Annotated in this window: 10 protein-coding genes; 5 read left to right on the top strand and 5 right to left on the bottom strand. The window is 73.4% G+C overall.

The genetic code is table 11. The annotated features are described in order from the left end of the window. The first annotated feature begins 162 nt into the window (after positions 1 to 162). The 5 genes from ABZ823_RS11055 (at position 163) to ABZ823_RS11035 (ending at position 13,223) form a co-directional block, all read left to right on the top strand. On the top strand, positions 163 to 4,659 hold the full coding sequence (locus ABZ823_RS11055; RefSeq protein ID WP_361656922.1) for an amino acid adenylation domain-containing protein: 4,497 nt from the start codon (positions 163 to 165) through the stop codon (positions 4,657 to 4,659). Between the two features lie 68 nt (positions 4,660 to 4,727). Next, the gene (locus ABZ823_RS11050) at positions 4,728 to 5,798 is read left to right on the top strand and encodes a ketoacyl-ACP synthase III family protein (protein ID WP_361656920.1); all 1,071 of its coding nucleotides are present in this window, start codon (positions 4,728 to 4,730) and stop codon (positions 5,796 to 5,798) included. Positions 5,799 to 5,818: 20 nt separating this feature from the next. Continuing rightward, a complete protein-coding gene (locus tag ABZ823_RS11045) occupies positions 5,819 to 11,044 on the top strand; it encodes an acyltransferase domain-containing protein (protein WP_361656917.1) in 5,226 nt (1,741 codons plus the stop codon). Between the two features lie 50 nt (positions 11,045 to 11,094). Continuing rightward, positions 11,095 to 12,651 carry a tryptophan halogenase family protein gene (locus ABZ823_RS11040; RefSeq protein ID WP_361656915.1) on the top strand — a complete coding sequence of 519 codons (1,557 nt, stop codon included), beginning with the start codon at positions 11,095 to 11,097 and terminating at the stop codon, positions 12,649 to 12,651. Continuing rightward, positions 12,648 to 13,223, top strand: coding sequence for a flavin reductase family protein (locus ABZ823_RS11035; RefSeq protein ID WP_361656913.1), 576 nt, complete (start codon positions 12,648 to 12,650; stop codon positions 13,221 to 13,223). Before ABZ823_RS11040 ends, ABZ823_RS11035 begins: the two co-directional genes overlap by 4 nt. Positions 13,224 to 13,284: 61 nt before the next feature. On the opposite strand, the gene ABZ823_RS11030 is transcribed toward ABZ823_RS11035, so the two are convergent. The 5 genes from ABZ823_RS11030 to ABZ823_RS11010 all read right to left on the bottom strand — a co-directional run. Beyond that, positions 13,285 to 14,628: an NAD(P)/FAD-dependent oxidoreductase gene (locus tag ABZ823_RS11030; protein ID WP_361656910.1), complete on the bottom strand. Its 1,344-nt coding sequence runs from the start codon at positions 14,626 to 14,628 to the stop codon at positions 13,285 to 13,287. Continuing rightward, positions 14,625 to 14,906: an acyl carrier protein gene (locus ABZ823_RS11025; protein WP_361656907.1), complete on the bottom strand. Its 282-nt coding sequence runs from the start codon at positions 14,904 to 14,906 to the stop codon at positions 14,625 to 14,627. The genes ABZ823_RS11030 and ABZ823_RS11025 overlap by 4 nt, the downstream gene beginning before the upstream one ends. A gap of 47 nt (positions 14,907 to 14,953) precedes the next feature. Then, positions 14,954 to 20,017: an amino acid adenylation domain-containing protein gene (locus ABZ823_RS11020; RefSeq protein WP_361656904.1), complete on the bottom strand. Its 5,064-nt coding sequence runs from the start codon at positions 20,015 to 20,017 to the stop codon at positions 14,954 to 14,956. A gap of 137 nt (positions 20,018 to 20,154) precedes the next feature. Beyond that, positions 20,155 to 21,648, bottom strand: a complete 1,494-nt coding sequence (locus ABZ823_RS11015) for an MFS transporter (RefSeq protein WP_361656901.1) — start codon at positions 21,646 to 21,648, stop codon at positions 20,155 to 20,157. Next, positions 21,645 to 26,966 (bottom strand): amino acid adenylation domain-containing protein (locus ABZ823_RS11010; protein ID WP_361656898.1); only part of this gene is annotated, 5,322 nt, incomplete at its 5' end. The genes ABZ823_RS11015 and ABZ823_RS11010, both read right to left, overlap by 4 nt.

Raw genomic sequence — 26,966 nt, 5'->3', positions numbered from 1 at the left:
ATATTTCTTCGCTATTCGATCGATACAGGAGTTCGGGGCGGGCCGTATAGGTCGGATATAGCCACTGTCCCCATGGTGACCGGGATCAGGCGTCCTTGCGTCGGAGCCGGCAGGAATCGGCGGGCGCCGACCCCGCGGAAACGGCGAGCAATGGAGTCGAGAATGGGAGAGAGCGACGCGATGCGGCTGCCTTTGTCCGCCGGCCAGCGCGGAATCTGGTTCGCCCATCAACTGGATCCCTCGGGGCGGATGTACACCTGCGCCGAGTACATCCTCATCGACGGCCCCGTCGACCTCACCAGGCTCCGCACCGCCTGGTCCCTCCTGCGTGCCGAGGCCGAGGTGGTGCGCGTCCGGGCCGTGGTGCAGGACGACGGCCTGTGGCAGGTGGTCGACCCGGAGCACGCGGCCGAACTTCCGCTGCTCGACTTCACGGCCTCCCGCACGGCACGGCAGGACGCGCAGCGCTGGATGCACGAGGACGTGCGGCGCCCGATCGAACTGAGCACCGGACCGCTTTCCGCGTTCGCCCTCCTGAAGATCTCGGCGACCAAGGTCATCTTCTACTACCGAATACACCATGTCGCCGTCGACGGATATGGGGTTCATCTGCTGGGCCGGCGCCTGGCCGATATCTATTCGGCACTGGAACGTGGTGAACATGAGCCCGCCCGGGTCTTCGGCTCGCTGGCCGGCCTGTACGCGGAAGAACAGAACTACCGCGCCTCCCGCGATTTCTCGGAAGACCGGTCCTACTGGCTGAACCGGTTTTCCGACCGTCCCGAACCCGCCCGGGTGCCCGGGCCGGCCGAGCCGGCGCCGCTGCCGCGGGACATGCTGCGAACGCGCCTCACCCGCACGCTCGAGCGCGGGGACCTGGACCTGCTGGAGAAGGCGTCGGCGGCGACCGGCTCCACCTGGCAGCTCGTGTTCATGACCGCGGTCGCCGCCTACGTCCGGCGTCTGACCGGTCGTCGCGACGTGGTCCTGGGTGTCCCGGTGACGGCCCGGCGCAGCCTGGCGGCGCGTCGCGTGCCGGGCATGGTGACCAACACGGTGCCGGTGCGACTGGACGTGGCTCCCGGCAGCACCCTCGCAACGCTGGTGCCACGGCTGACGCGCGAGGTCCAAGGAGCGCTGCGGCACGAGCGGTTCCGGCTGGAGGACCTGCACCGGGAACTGGGGCTGGACAGCGACATGAGCGCGCTGCTGGGGCCCATCGTCAACTTCATGCCGTACGGCGGAAAGCTGCGGTTCGGCGATTGCCCGGCCACCTCGCACAACCTGGCCTCGGGTCCCGTCCCCGACCTGTTCGTCACCGTCCGGCCGGACCCGGAGGGCGAGGCGACGACCCTGGTCCTGGAGGGCAACGCCGAACGGCACGACCTCGCCGGCCTGGAGCAACACCTCGCGCGGCTCACGGCTTTCGTCCGGGCGCTCGCCCAGGAGCCGCACGCCGTGATCGAGACGGTCGACGTGCTCTTCCCCAAGGAGCGGGCCCAACTCCTCACCGGCTACAACGCGACGGACCTGCCGCTGCCGGGGGGCACGGTGCCGGAGCTCTTCCGGCGGCAGGCGGCCTCCGCCGCGCGGCGCGTCGCCATCGTGGACGGCACCACCACCCTGTCGTACGGGGAACTGGACGCGCGCTCCGACCGGCTGGCCCGGCAGCTTGCCGAGCGGGGTGTCGGCCCCGAGGACCTGGTGGCGCTCGCCCTGCCCCGCTCCCCCGAGCTGGTGACGGCGATGCTCGCCGTACTCAAAGCCGGTGCGGGATTCGTTCCCGTCGATCTGTCCCATCCCGCCGAGCGGATCGCGTACACGCTGGACGACACCGCTCCCCTCCTCGCGGTCACCACCACCGACGCCCGGTCGCGGCTGCCCGCGTCCCTGCCCTGCCTGCTTCTGGAGGACGGGCGTCCGGCCGGGGGCGCGTTCCGGCCGGGAACGCAACCGGACCCGGAGCAGTCCGCCTACGTGATCCACACCTCGGGCTCCACCGGCAAACCGAAGGGCGTGGTCGTAACCCACCGGGCGTTGCACAACCTGGTCGCCGACCACATCACCCGCTACGGCCTCACCCAGGACAGCAGGGTCCTTCAGCTGGTGTCGCCGGGCTTCGACGTGGCGATGGCCGACATCTGGCCGGCCCTCCTGGCGGGCGCCCGCCTCGTGCTGGCCCCCCGGGGCCAGACCACCACAGGTGAGGCGCTGGCCCGGCTCTTGCGGGACCAGCGGGTCACCCACGCGGCGATCCCTCCGGCGTTCCTCGCCCGGCTTCCCGCGGACGGCCTGCCCGAGCTGCGGGTCCTGATCACCGGGGGCGAACCGCCCGCCCCGGACGTGCTGCGCCGCTGGACCGTCGGTGGCCGGCGCGTCTTCAACGAGTACGGCGTGACGGAGGCGACCGTCACCAGCACGGTGAGCCGGCCGCTGTCCGGCGGGGCCGCCCCGCCGATCGGGGTCCCGGTCGCCAACTGCCGGGTGTATGTGCTGGACGAGGCGCTCATGCCGGTCCTGCCGGGCGCGGTCGGCGAGTTGTACGTCGCGGGCGCCGGAGTGGCCCGCGGCTATCTGCGCCGCCCCCGGCTGACGGCCGAGCGGTTCCTGCCGTGCCCCTACGGCGATCCGGGCTCCCGCATGTACCGCACGGGCGACCTCGTGCGATGGCGCGCCGACGGGCAGCTGGAGTACGCCGGCCGGTCCGACGACCAGATCAAGATCCGCGGTCATCGGGTGGAACCCGGTGAGATCGAAGCCGTGCTCGCCCGCCATCCCTCGGTCGACATCGCGATCGCGACGGTCCGTGAGGACCGGCCGGGCCGCAAGCAGCTGGTGGCCTATGTGCTGCCCACGCGGGACGCCGTACCGGACGCCGACGCGCTGCGCCGGTTCGCGGCCGAGTCCCTGCCCGGCCACATGCTCCCCGCCGCGGTGGTTCCGCTCACCGAGGTGCCCCTGACCCCGAACGGCAAGGTGGACCAACGCGCCCTGCCCGCACCGGACTTCGCCTCCGTCGGCCTGAGACGTCCGCAAGACGCCCGCGAGGAGGCGCTGTGCGCCGTCTTCGCCGAGGTGCTCGGCACTGAGCGGGTCGGCGCCGACGACTCGTTCTTCGACCGGGGCGGCGACAGCATCGCCGCCCTCCAGCTGGTCACCCGGGCACGCGAGCGGGGGCTCGGTCTGGAGCTGGCCGAGGTATTCACGCACCCCTCCCCCGCCGCGCTCGCCCGGCTGGCACGGGAGGTCGGGCCGGGCGCTGCGGGCCAGGTGCCCGACGGGGGTGTGGCCACCCCCGGCCCGGAACCGGTGACGCTGGCCGAGGACGAGCGGGAAGCACTCGCCGCAGCCCACCCCGGGATGACCGACGTCCTGCCCCTGACACCGCTCCAGGAGGGCCTGCTCTTCCACAGCGTCCTGGCCGGGGAGTCCGGGGACGGGGTCGACGCGTACACGGCCCAGCTGCGGCTGGACCTGGAGGGGCCTCTGGACCCGGGGGTGTTGCGGGCGGCCGCCACCGCGCTGGTGGACCGGCACACCGGCTTGCGTGTCGCGTTCCGGCACGCCGACACGTCCCGGCCCGTACAGATCGTGTGCGCGGACGTCCGGCCGCCGTGGGCCCAGGAGGACCTGGCCGGGCTGCCCCCGGACGAGCGTGCCGCGCGGGCGGAACGGCTCGCGGCCCGGGAGCGGGAGCGCCCCTTCGACATGACGGCGCCCCCGCTGCTGCGGTTCCTGCTGCTCAGGCTGGCGGACCACCACCACCGCATAGTGCTGACAACCCATCACATCCTGTGGGACGGCTGGTCCACGGCGATCCTGATCCGTGAGCTGTTCGCCCTGTACGAGCACGGGGGCGCCCCCGGGGCCCTGCCACCCGCCCCGCCGCACAGCGGCTATCTGACCTGGCTGGCCGGGCAGGACCGCGCGGCGTCCCGGCAGGCGTGGGGCGAGGCCCTGCGGGGTCTGGCCGGACCCACGTACGTCGCCCCGGACATGCCGGGGGCGCCGCTTCAGCGGCAGCGCCATCTGGTGCGTGCCCTCGACGAGCGGACCACCGAGGCGCTCGGCGCGCGTACCCGCGCCCGCGGGCTCACGCTCGGCACCGCCGTCCAGGCCGCGTGGGGGCTGCTGCTCTCCCAGATCACCGGCAGCGACGACGTGCTGTTCGGCACCTCGGTGTCCGGCCGGCCACCGGAGCTGCCGGGGGTGGAGAACATGGTCGGCCTGCTCACCAACACCGTGCCCGTCCGGCTGCGGCTGCGGCCCGACGAGCCGCTGCCGGACATGCTCGCCCGGTTCCAGGAGGAGCAGACGCTCCTGCTTCCCCACCACCACCTGCCGCTGGCCGACACGCAGCGGCAGGCGCACGGCCCGGGCCCCGGCCTCGCCCACCGCGACGGCGCCCTCTTCGACACGGCGACCACCTTCGTCACCTACTCCTTCGACACCGCCGGACCCGCCGCCCCGGGCGGTCTGCGTCTCGCCTCGGTCGACGTCGAGGACGGCACCCACTACCCCCTGCGGCTCGTCGCCCTGCCGGGGCGGGCGCTGACGCTGCGCCTCGGGTACCGGCCCGACGCCTTCTCCCGGGCGGAGGCCGGCCGGCTTCTCGACCGGCTGGTCCAGGTGCTCCACACCGCGGCGGACCGGCTGTGAGCCCCGCACGCCCACTGCCTGCACCACCCGACCAGCCGACCGAACACGACCGAGGAGGCGAGGCGGCCTTGCGGACGCCGGACGTATTCATCAAGGGGCTCGGGGTCCACCTGCCCGAAACGACGAGCATCGACGAGGCCGTGGCCCAGGGGCTCTACCCCGCCTTCGAGGCTGAGGTGCACGAGCTGGGCGGCGCCGCGGTGGCAGGGGATCTCCCGGCGCCCGAGATGGCCCTGCGGGCCGCCCAGGAGGCGTGCAAACGCGCCGGCCACCGACCCGACGAGACCGACCTGCTGCTGTACGCCGACTCCTGGCACCAGGGGCCCGACGGCTGGCAGCCGCAGTACTACCTGCAACGGCATCTGGTCGGGGACGAGGCGCTCGCCGTCGAGGTCCGGCAGGGCTGCAACGGCATGTTCGCGGCACTGGAGCTGGGCGCGTGGTTCCTGCGCGGCCGGTCCGGCACGGCGGACGGGAAGGACGCCGGGCGGGCGCCGACGGCGCTGCTCGTCGCGTCCGACAACTTCGGCACACCGATGATGGACCGCTGGCGGATGGGCCCGGGATACGTCGCCGGGGACGCCGGGAGCGCGGTGCTGCTCACCACCCGGCCGTCGTTCGCGCAGCTGCTCGCGGTGGGGTCGGTCACCGTGTCGGAGGCCGAGCAGATGCACCGTGGCACGGAACCGCTGTTCCCGCCGGGGCCGACCACGGGCCGGTCGCTGGACTTCCAGGCCCGCAACGCCGAGTTCAAGCAGGCCGCGCTGGCCTCCGGCAGCGGCACCGGGGCCCTGGTCCGGGTGCACGGCAGAACGCTGGAGCTGGTCGAACGCACCTTGTCCGAGGCCGGAATCGACCTGTCCGACATCACGCGCGTCGCCTACATGAACTACTCGCGGGAGATCGTGGAGCAGCGGTGCATGGCCGCGCTCGGCCTTCCGCTGGAGAAGTCGACCTGGGAGTTCGGCCGGACCGTCGGCCATCTCGGCGCCAGTGACCAGATCGTCTCCCTGGACCACCTCCTCAAGGTCGGCGAACTGGCCGCCGGCGACCACCTGCTGATGCTCGGGGTGGGCCCGGGCGTGACCCTCTCCAGCGCGGTCGTACGCATCCTGCACCCCGCTCCGTGGTGCGGCTGACAAGGCAAGGAGACAAACCAGTGTCTGCTGTTGAACCGATCGCCGTGATCGGGGCCGGGTGCCGGCTCGCCGGCGGCGCGGACTCTCCCGCCGCCTTCTGGGACATGCTGCTCTCCGGCCGCGACGGCATCGGCGCGATGCCGCAGGACCGCTGGGCCGGCTACCGGGCCCTCGGGCCCCGGCACGGTGCCGCGGTCCGCCGCGCCGACATCCCCGGCGGTTTCCTGACCGACATCGAGGGTTTCGACTCCGCCTTCTTCGGTCTCTCCCCGCGGGAGGCGGAGCTGATGGACCCGCAGCAGCGGCTGCTGCTCGAGGTCGTGTGGGAGGCGCTGGAGCACGCGGGCATACCGCCGCACAGCCTGGCCGGCGGCGACACCGGGGTCTTCGTCGGGATCGGCTCGGACGACTACGGGCGACGGCTGCTGGAGGACCTCCCGACGATCGAGGCGTGGACGGGCATCGGCAGCGCCCTGTGCGCGGCCGCCAACCGGATCTCCTACGCCCTCGACCTGCACGGCCCGAGCATGGCGGTCGACACCGCGTGCTCCGCCTCGCTCGTCGCCACCCATCTGGCCTGTCAGAGCCTGCGCACCGGGGAGAGCGGCATCGCCCTCGTCGGCGGGGTGAACCTGATCGTCGGACCCGGGCTGTCGCTCACCCTGGAGTCCGCGGGCGCCACCGCGCCGGACGGCCGGTGCAAGCCCTTCGACGCGTCGGCCGACGGCTACGGGCGCGGCGAGGGCGGCGCCGTGCTCGTCCTCAAGCGCCTCGCAGACGCCCGGCGCGACGGTGACCGGGTGCTCGCCGTGATCCGCGGCAGCCACGTCGCCCAGGACGGCCGCACCAACGGCATCATGGCGCCGAGCGGTACGGCCCAGCGGCAACTGCTCGAGGAGACCCTGCGCCGCAGCGGTGTCGACGCCGGCAGCGTCGACTACGTCGAGGCGCACGGCACCGGCACCCGGCTGGGCGACCCGCTGGAGGCGGGCGCGCTGTCCGCCGTGTACGGCTCCGGGCGCACGGCCGGCGGCGAGCTGCTGATCGGCTCGGTGAAGCCCAACATCGGCCACCTGGAGGCCGGGGCGGGGGCGGCCGGCCTGCTCAAGGCCGTACTCGCCCTGTCGCACGGCGAGATCCCGCCGACCCTGAACCACAGCAAGGGCAACCCCGCGATCGACTGGGAGCACAACGGACTGCGCGTGGTCACCGAGCGCACCCCCTGGCCGGACCGCGACCGGCCGCGACGCGCCGCCGTCTCCGGGTTCGGCTACGGCGGCACGATCGCCCACGTCCTGCTGGAGCAGGCACCGGTCGACAGGACACCCCAGGCGCCGGCAGCCGACGGCGCGGATGCCGTACGGCTGTTCCCGCTGTCCGCCAGGTCCCGGGCGGGACTGCGCGCCTACGCACGGGATGTGGCCGCATGGCTCACCGGCGCCGGGCGGGACGCCGGTCTGGACGCGGTGGGTCACACCCTGGCGCTGCGCCGCTCCCACCTGGAGCACCGGGCCGCTTTCGTCGCCGCGGACCGAGCGGAGCTGGTCGCCGCGCTGCGCCTCGTCGCCGACGGCGAGCAGTCCCGTCAGGCGGTGGTCGGCACCGTCCCGGCCGACCGGGGCCGGGGACTGGTCTGGGTCTTCTCCGGCCACGGCTCGCAATGGGCCGGGATGGGCCGCGAACTGCTGGCCGCTGAGCCCGCGTTCGCGGAGGCGATCGACGAACTCGAGCCCGTCTTCCAGGAGGAGATCGGCTTCTCGCCGCGGCAGGTGCTGCTCGACGGCGACTTCGAGACCGTGGACCGCATCCAGACCATGATCTTCGCGGTGCAGATCGGACTGGCCGCGGTCTGGCGGTCGTACGGGGTGGAACCGGAGGCCGTCATCGGTCATTCGGTGGGGGAGATCGCGGCGGCCGTGACCGCCGGGGCGTTGTCCGTGACGGACGGCGCCAAGCTGATCTGCCGCCGCTCGCGGCTGCTGCGGCGAGTGGCCGGCCAGGGCGCGATGGCCATGGTGGGCCTGTCCCTCGAGGAGACCGTCGAGCGGCTGGGCGGCCGGGAGGACGTCGTGGCGGGCATCTCCGCCTCGCCGGGCTCCACCGTCGTCTCCGGCGACCGCGCGGCCGTCGAGGCGTTGATCGACGCATGGCGGGCCGATGATGTACAGGTGCGGCGGGTGGCATCCGACGTCGCCTTCCACAGCCCGCAGATGGACGCGCTCGTGGACGACCTCGCCACCGCGGCGCACGACCTGTCTCCGCGCACGCCGCACATCCGGATGTACAGCACCGCACTGCCCGACCCGCGCCGGACGCCCGCCGCGGACGGCGCCTACTGGGCGGCCAACCTGCGCAACACGGTCCGCCTGGCGGCGGCGACCAGGGCCGCCGCGGAGGACGGCTACCGGGCGTTCCTGGAGATCTCCGCCCACCCGGTGGTGGCCCACTCCCTCAACGAGACGCTGGGGGACCTGGACGTCGAGGACGTGTTCGTGGGCTCCTCGCTGCGCCGCGACCAGCCCGAGCCGGTGTCCCTGTGCTCGGCGCTTGCCGCCGTGCACACCGCGGGCCTGCCGCTGGAGTGGGCCCGGCTGCACCCTTCTGGTGGCCTGGTCACCCTGCCGACGGCGCCCTGGCAGCGGCAGCCGCACTGGCGCGACACCTCCGCGCCCGCCGCCGCAGGAGGCCTGGAGCACGACGTCGACTCCCACACCCTGCTGGGCGCGCCGGTGTCCGTGTCCGGCCGCCCGCTCAAGCTGTGGCGTACCCACCTGGAGGACGCCAACCGCCCCTACCCGGGCAGCCACACCATCGACGGGGTGGAGATCGTCCCCGCGGCCGTGCTGCTCAACACCTTCCTCGGCGTGCCGGGCGACGCCTCGGCCGGGGCGCTGCGCGAGGTCGCGCTTCAGGTGCCGCTGACCGTCGACGAGCGGCGCGAACTCCAGGTGGTGTCCGAGGACGACACCCTACGGATCGCCTCCCGCGCCGCGGGCGGCGACGGCGACTGGCTCGTGCACACCACCGCCGTGACCGCCGCCGATGAGGCGACACCGCTCGGCACACTGCCTCCGGCACCCGTCGGCGCGATCGCCGCGGATCCGGCCGGGATACTGCGTCATCTGGCCTCCGTGGGCGTCCCCACCATGGGCTTCGACTGGTCCGTGCACACCCTGCTACGGGCCGACGGCGTGCTGCACGCCCGGGTGCGGGCCGAGCAGCCGGAGCGGGCGCCCGCCACCTGGGCCCCGATCCTGGACGCCGCCCTGTCCATCGCCCCCAGCGCCTACCCGGGCCCGGCGACGCTGCGCATGGTCGCGGGAGCGGCGGAGGTACGCGTCCTGTCCGCGCCCCCGGCGGCCGGTGCCGCGATGAGCGTCCGCGTCACCCACGATCCCGGCACCGACACGGTGGACGTCCTGGTCGCCGGGGCCGACGACCAGGTGGTCGCCGCGCTGCGCGGGGTGCGCTACGCGAGTGTCGGCCGGGGTCCGGCGGGCGCCGCACCGGCGCGGGAACTGGTCCATGAGGTCCAATGGCGGCCCGCCGACCTCGGCGACGGCACACGGAGCGGGCGCGGGGTCGAGGACGTCGTCCTGGTCGGCGCGATCGACACCCCCGTGGCGGCCGCCCTCGGAGAGCGGCTCACCGACGAGGGGGCCGCCGTACGGCTCCTGAAGAGCGCCGCCGAACTGGACGGTCTGCCCGGCCTCGGCGCCACGACCGACGTCATCGTGCTGCCGGCCCTTCCCGCGCCGGGTGAGACCGGCCCCGACCCGGCGGCCGGTGCCTGGCTGCTGCTGGATGTCACCCGGCGGCTGGCCGGCGCGGCCGGCACGGTGTTCCCCCGGCTGTGGGCGCTGACCGCCGGGGTGCGGGAGGGCCGCGACGCCGCGTCGACGGCGCATGCCGCCCTGTGGGGCCTCGGCCGGATCGTCGCCACTGAGCACGGTGAGCTGTGGGGCGGGGTGGTCGACCTTCCCGCGGACGATCCGGCGGACGCGCTGGAGCCGCTGCTGCAGGTGCTGCGCGCGGCCCCGGGCGAGGACGTGGTGGCGGTCCGGGACGGGGCCGCCCTCGTCGCACGGCTGGCGCGCCCGGCCGGGGATGCCACCGGGGAGCCGCTTCGCTGCCGAGCCGACGGCACCTATCTCGTCACCGGCGGTCTCGGCACGCTGGGCCTTCGGGTGGCGGGTCGGCTGGCCGAGCGCGGTGCCCGGCGCCTGGTCCTGGCGGGGCGCGGCGGGCTGCCCCCGCGCTCGGGCTGGGACGCGGTCACCGACGGGCCGACTGCCGAGCGGGTCGCCGCCGTCAGGGAGTTGGAGGCGAGGGGCGTCACCGTCCGCGTGGTGGCCCTGGACATCGCCGACGCCGCCGAGGCGGCCCGGGTCCTCGCGCCGGACGCCCTCGGGCTGCCGCCGGTGCGGGGCGTGGTGCACGCGGCGGGGGTGCTGGACAACCGGCTCGTCGCGCAGGTGGACGAGGATTCGCTGCGCGCGGTCATGCGGCCCAAGGCGGAGGGTGCCCGGGTGCTGCACGAGCTGTTCCCGGCCGGCAGCCTGGACTTCTTCGTCCTGTTCTCCTCCTGCGGCCAGTTGCTCGGCCTGCCCGGCCAGGCCAGTTACGCCTCGGCCAACGCCTTCCTCGACACGCTGGCCCGGCACCGCAACGCGGTCGCCGCCGAGGCCGGCGGGGCCGGTGACGCCACCAGCTTCGCCTGGACGTCGTGGCGTGGCCAGGGCATGGCGGTCAACGAGGTCGTCGACCGGGAGCTGAGGGAGCGCGGGGTCACCGACATCACGCCCGCCGAGGCGTTCGCGGCCTGGGACTACGCGGCCCGCCGGGGCCCCGGCTGCTTCCCCGTGCTCGGAGTGGTGCCGGCGCCGGGCGCGGAGCGCCTGCCGGTGCTGCGCGAGATGCTTCCCGCGGACGGCCCCGACGTGTCCCCCGCGCGCGAGGCCGCGGACGGCCCGTCGTATGCCGAGCTGGCGCCTCAGGAGCTGAGGGAGCGTCTGCTCGACGAGGTCGCCGCCGAGATCGCCGGGGAGATGCGCCTGCCGCTCGCCTCGCTCGACGTACGCCGTTCGCTGGTGGAGCAGGGCCTCGACTCAGTGCTGACCATCGTCGTCCGCAGGCGCCTGGAGAAGCGGTTCGGCCACAAGCTGCCGGCCGCACTGCTGTGGCACCAGCCCACTGTCGCGGCGATCGGCGAGCACCTGGCGGAGCTGCTGTCCGCCCGGTCGTAGGACGCCGGCGCACGGAACACCTACGTGGAATCACTGGATTGGGGACACACATGCGCAACAGAGTCGTGATCGTCGGCGGCGGCACGGCGGGCTGGATGACCGCCTCCTACCTCAAGGCCGCCTTCGGCGACCGCGTGGACCTCACCCTCGTGGAGTCGGGGAAGGTCGGCACCATCGGTGTCGGCGAGGCGACGTTCAGCGACATCCGGCACTTCTTCGAGTTCCTGGGGCTCAAGGAGCAGGACTGGATGCCGGCCTGCAACGCCACCTACAAACTGGCCGTCCGGTTCGAGGACTGGCGGGAGAAGGGCCACTACTTCTACCACCCCTTCGAGCAGATACGGTCGGTCAACGGCTTTCCGCTGACCGACTGGTGGCTGCACAACGGCCCCACGGAGCGGTTCGACAAGGACTGTTTCGTGATGGCCTCGGTCATCGACGCGGGGCTCAGCCCGCGCCGACTCGACGGGACCCTGCTCGACCAGCCCTTCGACGAGAACGCGGAGGAGATGCAGGGGCTGACGATGTCCGAGCACCAGGGCAAGACGCAGTTCCCCTACGCCTACCACTTCGAGGCGGCCCTCCTCGCCAAGTACCTGACCCGGTACGCGGTGGAGCGCGGCGTCCGGCACGTCGTCGACGACGTCACGAGCGTGGACCTCGACGAGCGGGGCTGGATCCGGGGGGTCAGGACCGCCCAGCACGGCGACCTCACCGGCGACCTGTTCGTGGACTGCACCGGCTTCCGCGGCCTGTTGCTGAACCAGGCCCTGGAGGAGCCCTTCGTCTCGTACCAGGACACCCTGCCCAACGACAGCGCGGTCGCCTTGCAGGTGCCGATGGACATGGAGAAGCGCGGCATCCGTCCCTGCACCACCGCCACCGCGCAGGACGCCGGATGGATCTGGACGATTCCGCTGATGGGGCGGGTGGGCACCGGATACGTCTACGCCCGGGACTATCTGTCGCCGGAGGAGGCCGAGCGCACCCTGCGCACGTTCGTCGGCCCGGCGGCGGCCGACGCCGAGGCCAACCACATCCGGATGCGGATCGGCCGCAGCCGCAACTCCTGGGTGCGCAACTGTGTCGGCGTGGGTCTGTCCAGCGGGTTCGTCGAGCCGCTGGAGTCGACGGGCATCTTCTTCATCCACCACGCGATCGAGCAACTGGTGAAGAACTTCCCCGGACCGGACTGGGACCCGGGTCACCGGGACCGGTACAACGCCGCGGTGGCCCATGTCATGGACGGCGTACGGGAGTTCCTGGCGCTGCACTACGCGGCGGCGAAGCGCTCCGACAACCAGTACTGGCGCGACACCAAGACCCGTCCGCTCCCGGACGGGCTGGCCGAGCGCATCGCGTCGTGGCGTGCCCAACTGCCCGACAGCGAGACCGTGTTCCCGTACTACCACGGGCTGCCGCCGTACTCGTACATGTGCATCCTGCTCGGCATGGGCGGCATCGACGTCAAGCCGTCGCCCGCCCTGGGGCTCGCCGACTTCTCCGCGGCGCAGCGGGAGTTCGACGCGATCCGGGAGAAGACCGAGCAGCTGACCCGGACCCTGCCGGAGGCGTACACCTACTTCTCGCGGATGCACCAGCCGTGAGCGGTCTCTCCCGTCGGGCGGGCCGGGGCGGGCCGCTGTCGCCCGCCCCGGCCGGTTCCGTACCTGCCGGCGAGCGGCAGCGGGGCATGGCGTCACCGGACGAGTTCCGCGCGCTGATGAGCGGGTTCCCCACGGGCGTCGCCGTGGTGGCCGCGGCCGATGCCGACGGTACGCCGCGCGGGATGACCTGCTCGTCGCTGTGCGGTGTCTCGCTGGAGCCCCCGGTGCTGCTGGTGTGCCTGCGGCAGGGCAGCCCCACCCTGGACGCGGTGCTGGGTTCAGCGGGGTTCGCGGTGAACCTGCTGCACTCCGGTGCCCGGGGCACCGCGGAGCTGTTCGCCTCCGGCGACCCCCGCCGCTTCGAGCGGGTGCCCTGGGAGACGGGGCCGGAGGCGAGCGGGCCCCATCTGACCCGGGACGCCCACTCCGTCGCCGACTGCGGGGTGCGCTTGGCCCAGCGGATGGGCGACCATGTGTCGGTGTACGGGGAGATCCGCCGGGTCACCCGGCGGGGCGAGCGTGTTCCCCTGCTGTACGGCATGCGGCAGTTCCGCACCTGGCCCCTGGCGTGACCAGTCGAAGGGCCGCCCACCGGATTCCGCTTCCGGTGGGCGGCCCTTGCGCGTTGCCGGGTCAGAAGGCGGGCGCCGAGGCGGGTGCCCTGAGGGTGCCGAGGTAGGGGTGCCACAGATGGCGGGGGTTCTTCTCCACCTCCGCCACGACCTCCCGCATGGCCGCGAGGGCCTTGGGCTCCTCGCCGTCGTACACGTCGCCCTGGAGCATCTTCAGGACGTCGATGCGGTAGCGCGGGTCCTGGACGAAGGCGGTGAACAGGACGTTGAGCCGGTAGTAGATCGAGATGAACTCGTACCAGTACATCACCGCCCGCCGCAGTTTGGTCTCGTACGTCTCGAACCGCTTCTTGCCGAAGTCGTCCGCCGCGTGGGCGGCGATGATGTCCTGCGCGGCGATGCGCGCGCTGTTGAGGGCGACGCTCACCCCGCTGGAGAAGATCGGGTCGACGAACCGTGCCGCGTCCCCGATGAGGACGAACCGGTCGCCGCAGATCTGCTTCATCGCGTAGCTGTAGTCGCCCTCGGCCTTGAACTCCCGGATACGGCGGGCGTCCTTGAGCGCGTCGTGCAGTTCGGGCCGACCGGCGACGAAGTCCCAGAAGAAGCCCTCGCGGTCGGTGGATGCGGCGGCGAAGCGCTTCTTCTGTGTCACCACGCCGATGCTGGTGATGGTGTCGGTGATCGGGATCTGCCACACCCAGGTGTCCTTGATGGGCAGGAAGTGCACGAAGATGTGGTCGACCTGGGCGGCGTCCCTGGCGATCCCCTCCCGGTCCAGGCCCTCGAACCAGGTGTGGACGGCGTACTGGTCGAAGACCGGGTCGGCGACCTTCACCTTGAGCTGCCGCCCCAGCAGGGTCGAGCGGCCCGAGGCGTCGACCACCATCCGGGCGGTGACGTCCGTCTCCTTGCCGGCCATGCGGGTGGTCAGCCGTACCGCCTCGGGGTCCTCGAAGTCGACCTGGAGGACGCGGACTCCGTTCAGCACCGTGGCGCCCTGCTCGTCCGCGTGGCGCAGCAGGATGGCGTCGAAGCGTCCGCGGTCCACGTGGAAGGTGTAGTCGCGGTCGACCCCCGGCTGGTTTCGCTCGACGAAGGCGATGTCGGCGGTCCAGCCGTGGCTGAGCCCGGTGTATCCCAGCCGGGGGATGTCCCGCGACTCGGCCGAGGTCCAGGAAGCGCCGTACTTCTTCGGGAAGTTCGCCTCGTCGATCTTCTCCAGCGCGCCTATTTCGTGCAGCACCGGCGTCGTCGCCGGCACCAGCGACTCGCCGACGTGGGGGCGGGGGAAGGTCTCGCTCTCGAAGACGACCACGGACAGGCCGGCCCGCGCGAGGTAGGAGGCCATCGTCGAACCGGCGGGGCCGCCGCCGATCACCGCGACGTCGAAGTCCGCCCTCATGCGCTCTTCTCCTCGGTCTCGCCCGCCGTCGACAGCTCGTGCAGCATCCGGGCGATGGTCCGGACGTCCTTGAAGTGCTCGGTGTCGATCCACGCCGGCGACACATACAGGCCCAGCTCGTCCCGGATGTGGCTGAGCAGGAGCGCGACCCGCAGCGAGTCCAGTACTCCCGACTCCATCAGCGGATAGGTGTCCGTGAACTCCGCCCGGGCGTCGTCCGGGAGGAACTCCTCCTTGATGAAGGTCAGGAGCGCGGACACGTACTCTTCTTCGGTCATACCTTCTCGCTTTCTGTGCGACGCGGGGGTGTCCCGGTCTGCTGCTGTCATTCGCCCGGGTCCTGCTCGTCGAGCTGCCGGGCCCGCGCGAGTAGTTCCGCCGGAGTCATCCGCCCGACCTCGGCCCGCACCTCCGCCTCGACGGCCGCGGCCAGTTCCGCCACGGTGCTGCCCTCGAAGACGGCCCTGGCGGGGAAATCGATGTCGAACGCCTGCTGGATCTCCGCGATCAGCCGGATCGCCAGGATCGAGTTGCCGCCGCCGCGGAAGAAGTGGGTGTGCCTGCCGGCCCGTGCGCCGAGAAGGTCCTCGAAGATCTCCGCGAGCCGTTCCTCGACGACGCCGCGCGGCTCCTCGTCGGCCTCCGCCGCCTCCTGCCGGGGGTCGGGCAGCGCGGCCCGGTCCAGCTTGCCGTTCGCGGTCAGCGGGACGGTCCCGATCGGGGTGAAGGTGGTGGGCACCATGTAGTCGGGGAGCCTCCCGGCGCAGTACGCGGCGAGTTCCTCGCGCGGGTGCGCGGACGCCTCGGCCGGGGAGGCGGGCACCCAGTAGGCGGCCAGGCCCGTGACGCCGCCGTGCTCGACCACCACCACGACGGCCTCCCGCACCGCGGGATGGGTCTCCAGAACGGTCTTGACCTCGCCGGTCTCCACACGGTGGCCGCGGATCTTCACCTGGCCGTCGCGCCGGCCTACGAAGTCGACGTCGCCGTCCGGAAGCCGCCGGGCCAGGTCCCCGGTGCGGTACAGACGCGCACCGGCGGGCCCGTACGGGTCGGGCACGAAGGACGCGGCGGTCAGCTCGGGACGGGCGGCGTAGCCGCGGGCGACACCGAGGCCCCCGATGTACAGCTCGCCCACGACCCCCACCGGCACCGGACGCATCAGGTCGTCCAGCACCTGCATGGTGACACCGGGCAGCGGGCGTCCGATGGGCACCGATCCGCCCGTCACCGGGGCCGTCACCGGATGGGTGCAGGCGCCGACGGAGGTCTCGGTGGGGCCGTACTCGTTGATCAGTCTGCCGGGTCCCAGGATCCGTGCCCAGGTGTCCGCCCGGCTCACCGGGAGCGTCTCGCCGGCCGCGACGACGACCCCGGCGAGCCGGGCCAGCCGGTCGGCATCCAGTTGCCGGGAGAGGATCTCCAGGTGACCGGGCGTCAGCTTCAGGAAAGACAGCGGCGCGACCGCGTCCAGGCGCGGGCCCAGTTCGGACAGGTCCAGGTCGTGCGGGAGCAGGTGCAGCGGCTGTCCCGCCAGCAGCGGCGCCCAGAGGTTGGGCACCACGAGGTCGAAGGCGGCGGAGGAGAAGAGCGCAGCGCCCGAGCCGCCGCGTGCGGTCAGCTCGTCGACGGCCCAGCGGACGTGGTTGACGAGGCCGCCGTGGGTGATCTGGACGCCCTTGGGCCGGCCCGTGGATCCGGAGGTGTAGATGACGTAGGCCAGCAGGTCGAGGTCCCGGCCGTGCCGGGGGTCCAGGTGAGCCGGGTGGTCCGGCGGTCCGCCCGGGTGGGCCGCGATCGCGGCCGCGTCGGTGTCGACGGCGATGACCTCGCCGGTGAAGTGGGGGGCGAGCAGGCCCCTGTGGGCGGCCTGCGTCACCACGACCCGTACCCCGGCGTCGGCCAGCACCTGTCCCACCCGGGTGGCGGGGGTCGCCGGGTCCAGCGGCAGATAGGCGCCGCCCGCCTGCCACACCGCGAGGAGCGCGGTCGGCAGCTCCACACCGCGGTCCAGCAGGACGCCGACCACCGACTCCGGTCCCGTCCCTCGCGCGCGCAGATGCCGGGCCAGGCGGGCCGCGCGGCTCTCCAGTTCGGCGAACGTGACCGTGGTGCCGTCCGCGACCAGCGCCGGGCGTGTTCCGTCGGCCTTTGCCGCCTGGGCGAACAGCGCCGGTACGGACCGTGCGGGCGCGGACGCCCCGGTGTCGTTCCGGCGGGCCTGCGCGCGCCGCTCGGCGTCGGACAGCAGATCCAGGCTGTCCAGGCGGCGCTGCGGTGCGGCGGAGGCACAGGCGAGGAGCTGCCCGAAGTGGCTCGCCATCCGCTCGACGGTGGTGTGCTCGAAGAGCGAGGTGGCGTACTCGAGCGCCCCGAGCAGCGTGCCGTCCGCCTGTCTGCGCATGTACAGCGTGAGGTCCGTCTTCGCCACCGACGACACGCCCGTCACCGCGTCCAGGTCGGTGGTGTCGGCGGCGGAGCCCGACAGCGCCTCGTCGTGGTAGTCGAACGCCACCTGGTAGAGCGGGGTGCGCGAGGGGTCGCGCTCGGGTGCCAGTTCGGCCACCAGCTCCTCGAAGGGCAGCTCCTGGTGGCCGAACGCCTCCTTGCAGACGTCCCGCACGCGGTCCAGGGCCTGGGCGAAGGTGAGCGAGGCGTCCAGCGCGCAGCGCAGCACCAGGCTGTTGAGGAAGAAGCCCACGACGCCCTCGATCTCCGGGCGTTCCCGGCCGGCCACGGGGGAGCCGATCACCACGTCCCAGCGGGCGGTGTAGCGGGCCAGCAGGGTGGAGAACGCCGTCAGGAGCACCATGAAGGGGGTCGCGTCGCCGCGTCGGCCCAGCTCTCCGAGGGCGTCGGCGACCGCGGCGGGCACGGTGAAGGTGACGATCGCGCCGTGCGCGTCCCGCACCGGGGGCCTGGGCCGGTCAGTGGGCAGCGTGAGGGGTTCGGAGCCGTCCAGTGCGGCCTTCCAGTACGCCAGTTCGCGGCCGACCAGGTCCTCGGTCAGGCGCGCCCGCTGCCAGACCGCGTAGTCGGCGTACTGCACCGGCAGCGTGCGCAGCCGCGGTTCGCGTCCCTCCCGCAGCGCCCGCAGCACCTCCTCGAACTCCTCGCGCAGGACGGTCGCCGACCAGCCGTCGGCGACGATGTGGTGCATCAGGACGACGAGTCGGCGCTCGCCGCGTGCGTCGGCGGGTTCCCGCTCGGGGGCGCCGATGAGCAACGCCCGGACCACCGGCCCCTGTGCGAGGTCGAAGCCCTCCCGGGCGCTGCGCTCGACCACCTCCGCGACACGTTCGCGCGGGGTGGTGACGACGTGCAGTTCCATGGGGGACGGAGCGTCGACGACCTGCGACGGCTCCCCGGCCGGGTCGCCACCGGTGACGAACCGGGTGCGCAGCGCCTCGTGACGGGCCTTCAGGACGTCCAGTGCGGCCTGGACACGCTCGTCCGGGTCGTCCGCGGGGACGCGCAGGAGCACCCCGGTCACCCACTCGCGCCCGCGCGGGTTGATCTGTTCCAGCAGCCACAGCCGGCGCTGGCCCGGCGACACGGGCAGCGGGCCGGTGCGCGGTACGGGCCGCACGGGCGGCGTCCGGTCGCCGTCCGGCTCCAGGAGGCGGGCCTGTGCCGCCACCGTGGTCGCCCGCAGCAGCCGGGACACCTCGACGGGCGTGCCGGTGGCGGTCCGCAGCCGGTTGGCGAGACGGGTGAGCTGGAGGGAGGAGCCGCCGAGCCGGAAGAAGTCGTCGTGCGGGGCGACGGCGTCGACGCCGAGCACCTCGCGCCACAGCCCGGCGACGAGTTCCTCGGCCTCCCCTGCGGGCGCGGTGACCGGCTCGCCCGGTGCCTCGGGCGGGGGCAGCGCCCGCCGGTCCAGCTTGCCGCTGGACGTCCTGGGGAAGGACTCCACGGCCACGCAGACGGACGGCAGATGGCTCTGCGGGAGCCGGTCGGCGAGGAACCGGCGCAGTTCGTCGGGGTCCGGTGTGCCGCCGCCCTCCCGGTGACGGACGTAGGCGGCCAGCCGGGTCCCCCCGCCCGGGGCGGTGAAGGAGGTGACGGCGGCCTCGTGGATCCCGGGATGCGCCTCGAGGGCGGCCTCCACCTCGCCGGGTTCGATACGGACGCCGTTGACCTTCACCTGGTCGTCGGCGCGGCCCATGTGGACGAGGGCCCCGTCGGCGCGCTCCCGCACCAGGTCGCCGGTCCGGTACAGCCGGGCGCCGGGCGGCCCGTACGGATCCGGTACGAAGCGTTCCGCGGTGAGGTCGGGGCGGCCGAGGTATCCCTGCGCCAGCCCGATGCCGCCGATGTGGAGTTCGCCGCTCTGGCCGGGCTCAACCGGCCGGCCCTCCGAGTCCGCGATCAGGAAGCGGATGCCGTCGACGGGGGTGCCGACGGGCACGGGGCCCGAGCGCTGCACGGGGTCGAAGCAGTGCCCGGCGACCTCGTTGGAGCACTCCGTGGGGCCATAGGTGTTCCACACCTCGATGTCGGCGGGAGCGTCCTCCACGCACCGCAGGAAGCGCCGTACGAGCTCGGCGTGCAGTTGTTCACCGCCGGAGGAGAGCAGTCTCAGGGTGGTGCACGCCGACCAGCCCGGCTCGTCCACGAGCATCCGCAACAGCGACGGCACGACCTGGAGGACGGTGATCCGCCGCTCGGTCACGGTGCGGACCAGCAGGGCCGGGTCGCGTTCGGCGCCGACGGGGGCCATCACCACGGTGCCGCCGCTGATGAGCGGGGCGAAGATCTCCCAGCCGGCGGCGTCGAAGGTGACGGGCGTCTTGTGCAGCACCCGGTCGCCGGGGCCGAGCCGGTGGGTGCGCACCCGCCACGCGACCTGGTTGGCGAGGCCCTCGTGGGTGACGACGACGCCCTTGGGACGTCCGGTCGAACCCGATGTGTACAGCACGTACGCCGGGTGCACGCCGGTGATGGCGACGTCCGGGTCCTCGGACGGCAGGCCGTCGAGCGCCGTGAACGAGGGGTCCACCACCACTGGGCGGACACCGTCCGGGATGCGGTGGGCGAACTGCGGCTCCGTCACCACGACGGTCGCGCCCGTGTCGGCGAGGATGCCCTCCGTGCGGGCGGCCGGGTGGTCGGGGTCGAGGGGGACGTAGGCCGCCCCCGCCTTCCACACGGCCAGCAGGGCGACGGCGAGCCGGACGTCCCGGTGCAGCAGGACGGCGACCGGTACCCGGTCTCCGGCACCGGCGCTCAGCAGGAGCCGGGCCAACTGGTTGGCCCGGCCGTCGAGCTGCTCGTACGTCAGCTCCCGCTCGCCGTCGGCGACGGCGACGGACCCGGCGTTCGACGCGGCCCGGCGGGCGAAGAGCCGGTGGAGCGGCCCCGCCGCGGACGGATCTGACGCATGCATGGTTTCTCCCCATGGATCGGCGGTGCTCGGGCCGGCCCCGGCGTAGGGTCCGGTCACGCGCCGGCCCCGCGGCCCGACTCCGCAGATGCTGGTCAGTTCGCCGATAGCGGGCCGATAGCCGGGCTATACCGTGGTGCTCACTCGATGTCGGACGACGGCTTTCCCGGCCTCTGGTCCGGCCGCTTCCCCTGCTTCTCGTCCGGCCGCGCTTCGGGCTTCTCGTGCGGCCATACGTCCGGCTTCTCGTGCGGCCGAACGTCCGGGTTCTCGTGCGGCCGTACGTCCGGCTTCTCGTGCGGCCGAACGTCCGGGTTCTCGTACGGCCGTACGTCCGGGTTCTCGTCCGGCCGCCTCGCGGTGGCTTCCGGTTCCGGTGGGCCGTCCGGCCGCCTGGCTTCGCGGACCGCCGGGATCAGCGCGGCGGTGACCGCAGTCGCCGCCATGACCGCCCCGACCGCCAGCACGGTGCCCGTCGAGCCGAGGCGGCCCAGCGCGTACCCCCCCGCCAGGGCGCCCAGCGAACCGGCGCCGGAGCTGAGCAGGCCGGCGACGCCGCCCACTCGGCCCTGCAACTCGTCCGGGGTGGCCTGTACCTGGTACACCCCGGCCATCACGTTCAGCACCGCGCCGGCGCAGGAGGTGCCGGCGAACAGCGCACCCAGCAGAAACACGTTCGACGTCAGGGCGACGAGCGGCATCAGCAGCGCCCACACCGAGAAGACGGCGATCATGACGGTGCCGGGGTTCAGCCGCCGTACGACACGGGAGCCGCCGACGGCTCCCACGACGCCGCCGATGCCCGACACCACGCCCACGAGTCCGATCGCGGCCGGTGATCCGCCGCCCTCCTTGATGATCAGCACGAGGGCCAGACTGAGCGCCTGGAACAGCACATTGGTGACCGCGACCAGGGTGATGGCCGAGCGCAGAAAGCGCTGGCGCAGCAACCACTGGAAGCCCTCGGCCAGTTCGGCGCGCGGCCGCCACGGGGCGGGCTCACGCGGGGTCTGGAACCTGCCATGGATGCACAACAGGCTCACCAGGGCCAGCAGATGGCCGAGCGCGGCGGTGAAGAAGGGGGACCACCTGGCCCACCCGTACGCCGCGCTGCCCAGCGGCTGTCCGAGCAGACCGGCCGCACGGGACCTGGCCTCGTTCTGGGAGAGGGCGGTGGAAACCTGGCCGTCGTCGACGACGTGGGGCACGGCCGCCCGCTCCGACAGCCGGTAGAAGATCGAGGCGGTCCCCTCGACGAACGCCACGGCCATGATGTGCGGCAGCCACAGCTTCCCGCACAGCAGGGCCGCACCGAGACCGGCCATCGCCAGCAGACCGGCCAGATCGCAGACGATCATCGTGGTGCGGCGGTCGAGCCGGTCGACCAGTACCCCGGCCGGAAGCTGGAACAGCAGCATCGGCAGCAGCCCGGCGAACCCCACCAGACCTGCCTCGCCGGGCGAGTTCCCGTACCAGATCATCAGCAGCGGGAAGGCCACGGTGGCCGCGCGATCACCCAGCACGGACAGGCCCGCGCCGACCCACAGCAGCAGGAAGTCGCGGTTGCGCCGCAGGGGTCTGCCCGGCGGCCGCGGGCGGGACTCCACGACCGGCCCGCCGTCCACCGCGCTCACCGGGACCGCTCCCCGGCCCGAGTGGACTCCAGAAGCGGTACGCAGCGTCTGGCCACCGCGTCGCCCGCGTCGCTGTTGGTGAGGACGACGAAGCCGCTGCCCTGCCCGATGCGGCACATGGCCAGGGCGTGGTAGCCGCCGCCCGCACCGCCGTGCCCGAACTGGACGTCCGTGCCGAGGTCGTCGACGACTGCTCCGAGGCCGTACGCGCTGTGCGGATGCTGCGGGGTCAGCAGCAGCCGGGCGGTGTCGGGCCGCAGCAGGGCCAGCGGCCTGCCGAGCCGGGAGCGGCGGATCTCCAGCAGCACCTTGGCCAGGTCGGCCGCGGTGGTCCACAGGCCCGCCGCGGCCGTGTCCGGCCACAGCCGCCAGCCGCCCTCGACGGGGCGTCCGGCCTCGTCGTGCCCGCCGGCCACCGCACGGCCGGCGCCGTCCGGGTAGCACTGGTCGAAGCTGCTGGCCGTCATGACCAGCGGCTCGAACACCAGGCGGCGCATCAACGCGTCGAAGCTCTCGCCGGTCGCGTCCGTGAGCACCTGCTGGACCACGGAGTAGTGGACATTGGCCTTGCGGAACACGGTGCCGGGCGCCAGCTCCGGGCGGACCGGCGGGCCGGCCTGCGGATGCCGGCCGTTCAGCAGCTCCGGCAGCGCGAGGAGCGGCTCCCCGTGCGGCTGCCCGGTGCTCGGGGTGGGTGCGAGGCCCGCCAGGTGCCCGAGCAGGTGGCGCAGCGTGATCCCGGTGCCGTCCGGCAGCCGCCAGCCACGGAGGTAGGCGTTGACGTCCTCGTCGAGGTCCAGGAGGCCCTTGTCGACCAGGCGCAGCGTTCCCAGCGCGGTGACCAGTTTGCTGACCGACCCGACCTGGAAGGGCGTCTCGGGGGTGACGTCCCCGGCGGCCCCCGCGGAGCGCACCCCGTGCGTCTCGACGGCCACCAGCTCGCCTTCGGCGATCACCGCGAGGCTCACACCGGGAACCTGCGCGTGGTGCAGGGACAATCCGGACGAGGTGGCGCCGGAGGCGGAGGGGGCGGCCGTCGCGGAAGCGGCGGCGTCGCCCGCCGCGGACGTACCCGCCGCGGTGACGGCCTCGTCGATGGCCGCGGCCACCGCCTCCAGGCTGTCGTCGCGGTAGAGCATCAGGAGCGACAGCGGCAGCCGCTCGCGGCGTGCCGCCGCCAGGACCCGGAAGACCAGGAGGGAGTGGCCGCCCAGGGCGAAGAACCGGTCCCGGCGCCCCACCCGGCCGGCCTCCAGGACCTCGGCCCACACCCCGGCGAGCCACCGCTCGGTCCGGGTGCGGGGAGCGTCGTAGGCGCGCCGGGCGAAGGCGGTGTCGTCCGGGGCGGGCAGGACCCGCCGGTCCAGCTTGCCGTTGGCTGTCAGCGGAAGCGCCTGGAGGGGGACGAAGGCCGAGGGGACCATGTACTCGGGCAGGTGCCGGGCCAGTTCCCCGCGCAGTTCCTCCGCCGTCGGTGCGCCCCGCTCGCCCGCGACCAGGTAGGCGACGAGCCGGGCTTCGGCCGGCCGCTCGCCCCACAGCACCACCCTGGCGTCGGTGACGTCGGGGTGCGCGGTGAGCGCGGCCTCGATCTCGCCGAGTTCGACCCGGTGGCCGCGGATCTTGACCTGCCCGTCGCCGCGCCCCAGGAAGTCGATGTTCCCGTCGGGCAGCACCCGTGCCATGTCTCCGGTGCGGTAGAGGCGGGCACCGGGCGGACCGAAGGGGTCGGGGACGAACCGCTCGGCGGTCAGCTCCGGCCGGTTGACGTAGCCGCGCGCCAGGCCGGCTCCGCCGACGTACAGTTCCCCGGTCACGCCGAGCGGGACGGGGTCCAGCCGCTCGTCCAGGACATGGGCGGTGACACCCGGCAGCGGGCCTCCGATGGGCAGGCCGTCGCCCGTGTGCGACGCGGTGACGACGAACTCGTTGGTCGTCACCGACGCCTCGGTCGGTCCGTAGGAGTTGACCATCCGTCCGCCGCCCAGCAGCGGACGGGCCTGCTCCACGTTCCGGGCGGTCACCGTCTCCCCGCCGACCACCAGGGCGCGGGTGACGGCGCTCGCCGCGGCGCCGCCCGACTGGGCGGACACCAGATCGAGGTGACCGGGAGTCAGCTCGATGAAGTCGAAGGGACCGCTCTTGGCCATCCAGGCGCCCAGCTCGTCCAGCTGACGGCCGTGCGGGAACACATGCACCGGCAGGCCCGCCATCAGCGGGCCCAGCAGGCCGGAGACCGCCATGTCGAAGGCGACAGAAGAGAACAGCGGCGCCCCGTGCGCCCCGTCGGCCAGATAGGTGTCCACGAGGTATCGGAGGAAGTTCGCCAGCCCGCGGTGGGGGATCTGGACGCCCTTGGGGCGGCCGGTGGAGCCCGAGGTGTAGATCACGTAGGCGATACCGTCGGCGTCGCCGGTGCGCTCCGGCGCGGTGGCGGGCCGCGCGTCGATGCGCTCCCGGTCCCGGTCGAGCAGGACGCAGGGCCCGTCGAAGGTCCAGGCGTCGCCGTCCGTGTACGCCGACTCGGTGACCAGGGCCGTGGCGCCCGAGTCGGAGAGCATGTACGTCAGCCGCTCCGGCGGGAAGGACGGGTCCAGGGGAAGATAGCCCGCTCCCGCCTTCCAGACTCCCAGCAGCGCCGTCAGCAGGCCACGCCCGCGTCCCAGCAGCAGACCGACCGTCGAGTCGGCGCCGACCCCGAGGGCGCGCAGCTCGTGGGCCATCCGGTTCGCGTCGGCGTCGAGTTCCCCGTACGACACCACGAGGTCGTCCACCACGAGCGCCGGTGCCTCGGGGGTGCGCTCGGCCCACTGCTCGAAGCGGTCGGGCGGGCACCAGGCGGGCGGAGTGGCCGGGTTGGCCGACCATCCCTCCAGCCGGGCCCGCTCCCCCTGAGGCAGCAGGGGCGACCTGGCGTCTCCGTCCGGGTCGGCCGCCATGGCCTGAAGGACCGCCCGGTACAGGGAGGCGAGCCGCTCGCCGTTGGCGCTGCTCACCGCGTGACTGTCGAGGTCGAGGATGATCTCCTCGTCGCCGGCGGTGACGGCGAGCGGGAACTCGTCGTGGCTGAAGCCCATCGAGCGCTCGCCCGCGGTGGGGGCCGCTGCGGTGTCGGGGGTGCCGAAGTCCTCGTAGCTGAAGTACACCTCCACGAGCCGGGCCCCGTCGGTGAACTGGTGCTGGATGGCCGGCATCGGGAAGTTACGGTGCTGCCACACCTCGAGCTCCCGCTCGAAGGTGTCGCGCACCAGCTCCCGCCAGGTCGCCGGCAGCGGCCCGGCGGGGAACGGCAGGGTGTTGAGGTGGGTGCCGTAGACACGTTCGGCGCCCGGTGCCTCCGGCCGGCAGTGGGTGACCACCCCGGAGGAGAACCGCCGCTCCGGGGTCAGCCTGCCGAGCACCTTCAGGTGTGCGGCGAGCAGCACGCTCTTGACCGGGGCACCGGCGGCGGACGCGAGGTCCCGCAGCCGGCCGGTCAGGTCGCGCAGCGGGACGCGGAGCTGGTAGCCCGCCCGCGGTGATCCGGGAACGTCGCCCCAGCCGTCCGGCAGGACGAACCGGGGATGGCCGCTCACCACCTCACGCCAGTACGCGCGGTCCTCGTCGGACTCCAGGGCGGTCAGCTCCGCGGCGACGGTGTCGGCGAAGCGGACCGCGGGCGGCTCGTACGCCGGGATCCGCTCGCCGTCCCGGAACGCCCGGTACAGGGCGAGCAGTTCACGGCGCAGCAGGCTGAAGGTCCAGCCGTCCACGATCAGGTGCGACTGGGTGACGGTGAGCTGCCAGTCGCCGTCCCCGAGCCGGTGCACGGTCAGGCGCAGCAGCGGCGGGGTGCCGTGCGGCAGCGGTGTGCGGCTCTCCTCGTCGAGGAACCGGCGCAGTGTCCGCTCCCGCTCCTGCTCGTCCGCGCCGGTCAGGTCGACCACGCGCAGCGGGACGGGGGCCGTGGCCCACACCAGTTGCAGCGGCACGCTGTACGACTCGGCGTCGACCGAGGTGCGCAGCGCCTCGTGCCGGGTGATCAGCTCCTCCACGGCGCGCTGGAGGGGCTCGCGGGAGAACGGCTCGTCGGCGCCCAGGCGCACGGAGGAGACACGGTGGTAGGAGAGCGGTCCGTCCCCGGCCGAGAGCATCTCGGCGAGCATGCCGGTCTGGGTCTGGGTGAGCGGATAGGCGTCGACGGCACCGGCGGGCAGGGCGGCCCGGTCGGTCCCGGCAAGCAGCGCGAAGGGCTCCACCGGCGCCACGCCCGGGGCCGGGGCCGGCCCGTCCGCCACACGGGCGGTCAAGGCCTCGATCGTCTGGTGCTCGAGCATGTCGCGCGCCGTGACGTCGTGTCCGGCCTCCCGCATCCGGCCGACGACCGCCACGGCCTTGACGGAGTCACCGCCGAGGTCGAAGAAGCGGTCCTGGACACCGACCCGGTCGGCGCCGAGCACGTCCCGCCAGAGGTCCGCGACCCGTTGCTCCAGCGAGGTGCGCGGGGCGACGTAGTGGGAGCGGGCGTAGGCGGTGCGGTCGGGGGCGGGCAGGGCGCGCCGGTCGAGCTTGCCGTTGGCCGTCAGCGGGATCCGCTCGATCTCCTGGTAGGCGGCCGGAATCATGTAGTCGGGCAGGTCCCGAGCGAGCAGGCCCCGCACCTGCGCGGGGTCCAGGTCCTGTTCGCCGGACGGTACGACGTAGGCGACGAGGCTCGGTCCGCCGCCGGTGTCCTCCCGGGCGATCACCACAGCCTCCCGCACCCCGGGGTGGGCGGTGAGCGCCGTCGCGATCTCGCCCAGTTCGATGCGGTAGCCGCGGATCTTCACCTGGTCGTCGGCGCGGCCGAGGAAGTCCAGGCTGCCGTCCGGGCGGCGGCGGGCCAGGTCGCCCGACCTGTACAGACGGGAGCCGGGCGGGCCGAACGGGTCGGGCACGAAGCGTTCCGCGGTCAGCTCCGGCCGCCCGAGATAGCCGCGGGCCACACCCGGGCCGCCCACATGGATCTCGCCCCGGGTCCCGTCGGGCACCAAGTGGCCGTCCGCGTCGAGCAGATGGATGGTGAGGTCGCTCAGCGGCCTGCCGATCGGGTTGCCGGCGCCCTGGTCGAAGTCGCGCCGGGTCAGGCGGTGGTAGGTGGTGTGGACGGTGGTCTCGGTGATCCCGTACATGTTGACCAGGGCGACCCGTCCAAGGCCCCAGCGTTCGGTCCAGGGCGTGAGTTCGCCGATCTCCAGCTTCTCGCCGGCGAAGATCACCGACCGCAGCGCCAGCCGGCCGATCCGCTCGTCCCCCACTGCCGCCGCCGACACCAGCGACCGGAACGCCGACGGCGTCTG

Source organism: Streptomyces sp. NPDC047079 (assembly GCF_040643755.1).
Taxonomy (GTDB): domain Bacteria; phylum Actinomycetota; class Actinomycetes; order Streptomycetales; family Streptomycetaceae; genus Streptomyces.
This window is presented reverse-complemented; position numbering and strand designations above follow the sequence as displayed.